This is a genomic window from Shinella daejeonensis (assembly GCF_024281235.1).
GTDB lineage: Bacteria > Pseudomonadota > Alphaproteobacteria > Rhizobiales > Rhizobiaceae > Shinella > Shinella daejeonensis.
Window position 1 is genome coordinate 1 of record NZ_JAHWXY010000029.1, and the last position, 2,120, is coordinate 2,120.

Here is a 2,120-nt window from a genome sequence, read left to right on the forward strand (position 1 = left end):
AGGGCGGTGCTGCTGCCCTGTCCGGTGGGGCCGCGGCCGTTCGGGGCGGCGCTGCCACCGCGGGCGCAGCGACCGCTGCCTATAGCGTCGGCTCGCTCGGCCAGTCCGGTGCGGCCGGTGTCGCCTCCGGCCTCGGCGGCGTCGCGCGCGCCGCAGGATCGGCGGCCATCTCGCCCCTCAAACGCGCCGCCGCGCGCGCCAGCGAATCCGTCAAATCCAGCTTCTCCGTTGGTGCGAAAGCCGGTTTCGGCGCGTCGGGCGGCAGCTCGACCATGGGCACGGTCGGCGGCACGAACGCCAATCCCGCCGCAGCAGCGTCCGGCCAGGACGGCAGCCCGCCCGCATGGGCGCAGCAGATGCGCCGCTCGCAGGCCCTCAACCACGGCACCACCATGACCGCCCATGCCGTCCGTTCCGGCGACGGCCACGGTTCCGGTTCCTCCATCAACCTTTCCGAAAGTGACCGCTCATGAGCATCTTCAAACGACCAGCCACCCATTACGGCAAATCGCCCGAACCCGAGACGCCCTATCAGAAGGCGGCGCAGGCATGGGACGAGCGTATCGGCTCGGCCCGCGTGCAGGCGAAAAACTGGCGCATTATGGCGTTCGGTTCGCTGATCCTTTCGGCCGGCTTCGCCTCGGCGCTGGTGTGGCAGTCCGCACGCGGGACCGTGGTGCCGTGGGTAGTGCAAGTCGATGATCTCGGTCAGGCGCAGACCGTCGCGCCCGCCAATGCCGACTATCGCCCGACCGATCCGCAGATTGCTTTCCATCTCGGCCGATTCATCGAGCAGGTGCGCGCGATCCCGGCCGACGCGATCATTGTCCGCCAGAACTGGCTTCGCGCCTATGAGTGGACCACGGATCGCGGCGCGGCGGCATTGAACGACTACGCCCGCGCCAATGACCCCTTCACCAAGGTTGGCCGCCAACAGGTCGCCATCGAAGTGTCATCGGTCATCCGGGCATCGCCGGATTCCTTCCGCGTGTCGTGGGTGGAGCGGCACTACGAGAACAGCCAGCTCTCCACGACCGAACGATGGACCGCCATCCTGACCATCGTGATCCAGACCCCGCGCGATGCCGAGCGACTGCGCGCCAATCCCCTTGGCATCTACGTCAATGCAATTTCGTGGTCGCGGGAGATGAGCCAATGAAAACCTCAGCTTGCATCAATCACCTCGCTGATCTTTCCCTCGGAGATCATGAAAAACGAGGTGCCCGTCATCTCGATCTCCTGCCCGGCCTTCCAGCCATTGGGCAGGTCGGTCTTGACCTTGGCGCGATAGCCGATGCGCACGGCTGCACGGTCGTCTATCGCGATACAGTCGAGGATCGTCTGTTCTCTTTCAGCAAACAACTGGACGCCCTGTTCCGCCAGCGCGCGGAATGCCTCGATCCCGTGCGTTTCGTTCGTCGTCTCTCCGTTCGATCTGTTGATAAACCGAACGTCGACCGACAGGCAGTCGAGCATCGCCTGAACATTCATCCTGTTGTAGGCGTCGATATACCGGGCAACAATCGTCGGCACAGAATCCATTCTGTCGGTTCCTCCTTACTGATCCTGAAGTCGCTAACCTATGCGATTTTTGCGACGGCGTTTGCAATTACTTTGGCAGGCTGCGCGACCAACCGGACACCGCAATTCAGCTTCGATGCCAGCGTACCGCCGCTGCCGACCGTGCAGGCGGCGGCAACCGACAACACGCCCCGGCCGCTGCTTGTGCCCCCGGCATGGACCGTGGCGCGCGGCGGCACCGCCGCAGGCACGCCGACCGGCCGCGTCGAGAACGCAAATGCCGCCGCCCGCGTCGAGCCGCGCCGGGAAGGCTACTACAACGCCATCCAGATTTATCCGTGGTCGGAAGGCGCGCTCTATCAGGTCTATGCCGCAGTCGGGCAGATCACGACCATTGCGCTGGAGCCGGGCGAGAGCCTGACAGACGCGGGGCCGATCGCGGCCGGCGATACGACAAGGTGGATTATCGGCGACACCGAGAGCGGCAGCGGCGCGAACCGCCGCGTCCAAATCCTCGTGAAGCCCACGCGCCCGGACATTTCCACCAACCTTGTCGTCACCACCGACCGGCGCACCTACATGATCGAGCTGCGCGCGCG

The 2,120-nt window shown here is 65.3% G+C and carries 3 protein-coding genes and 1 pseudogene; 3 read left to right on the forward strand and 1 reads right to left on the reverse strand.

The window, feature by feature from the left end:
- A pseudogene (locus tag KYK29_RS22355) lies at positions 1 to 473 on the forward strand (P-type conjugative transfer protein TrbL); the annotation flags it as partial.
- A complete protein-coding gene (gene trbF / locus KYK29_RS22360; RefSeq protein ID WP_208632927.1) occupies positions 470 to 1,159 on the forward strand; it encodes a conjugal transfer protein TrbF in 690 nt (229 codons plus the stop codon). The pseudogene KYK29_RS22355 and the gene trbF, both read left to right, overlap by 4 nt.
- Before the next feature lie 5 nt (positions 1,160 to 1,164).
- Here trbF and KYK29_RS22365 read toward each other — a convergent pair whose 3' ends face one another.
- Entirely contained in the window at positions 1,165 to 1,542 is a 378-nt protein-coding gene (locus tag KYK29_RS22365; protein ID WP_226948973.1) for a nuclear transport factor 2 family protein, read from the reverse strand.
- Between the two features lie 18 nt (positions 1,543 to 1,560).
- Here KYK29_RS22365 and KYK29_RS22370 point away from each other — a divergent pair.
- Positions 1,561 to 2,120 (forward strand): TrbG/VirB9 family P-type conjugative transfer protein (locus KYK29_RS22370; RefSeq protein WP_437437291.1); only part of this gene is annotated, 560 nt, incomplete at its 3' end.

What these genes read in the sequence shown, in the direction of transcription:
- trbF (WP_208632927.1), top strand. Translation starts at nt 470, where the DNA reads ATGAGCATCTTCAAACGACCAGCCACCCATTACGGCAAATCGCCCGAA.
- KYK29_RS22365 (WP_226948973.1), bottom strand. Translation starts at nt 1,542, where the DNA reads ATGGATTCTGTGCCGACGATTGTTGCCCGGTATATCGACGCCTACAAC.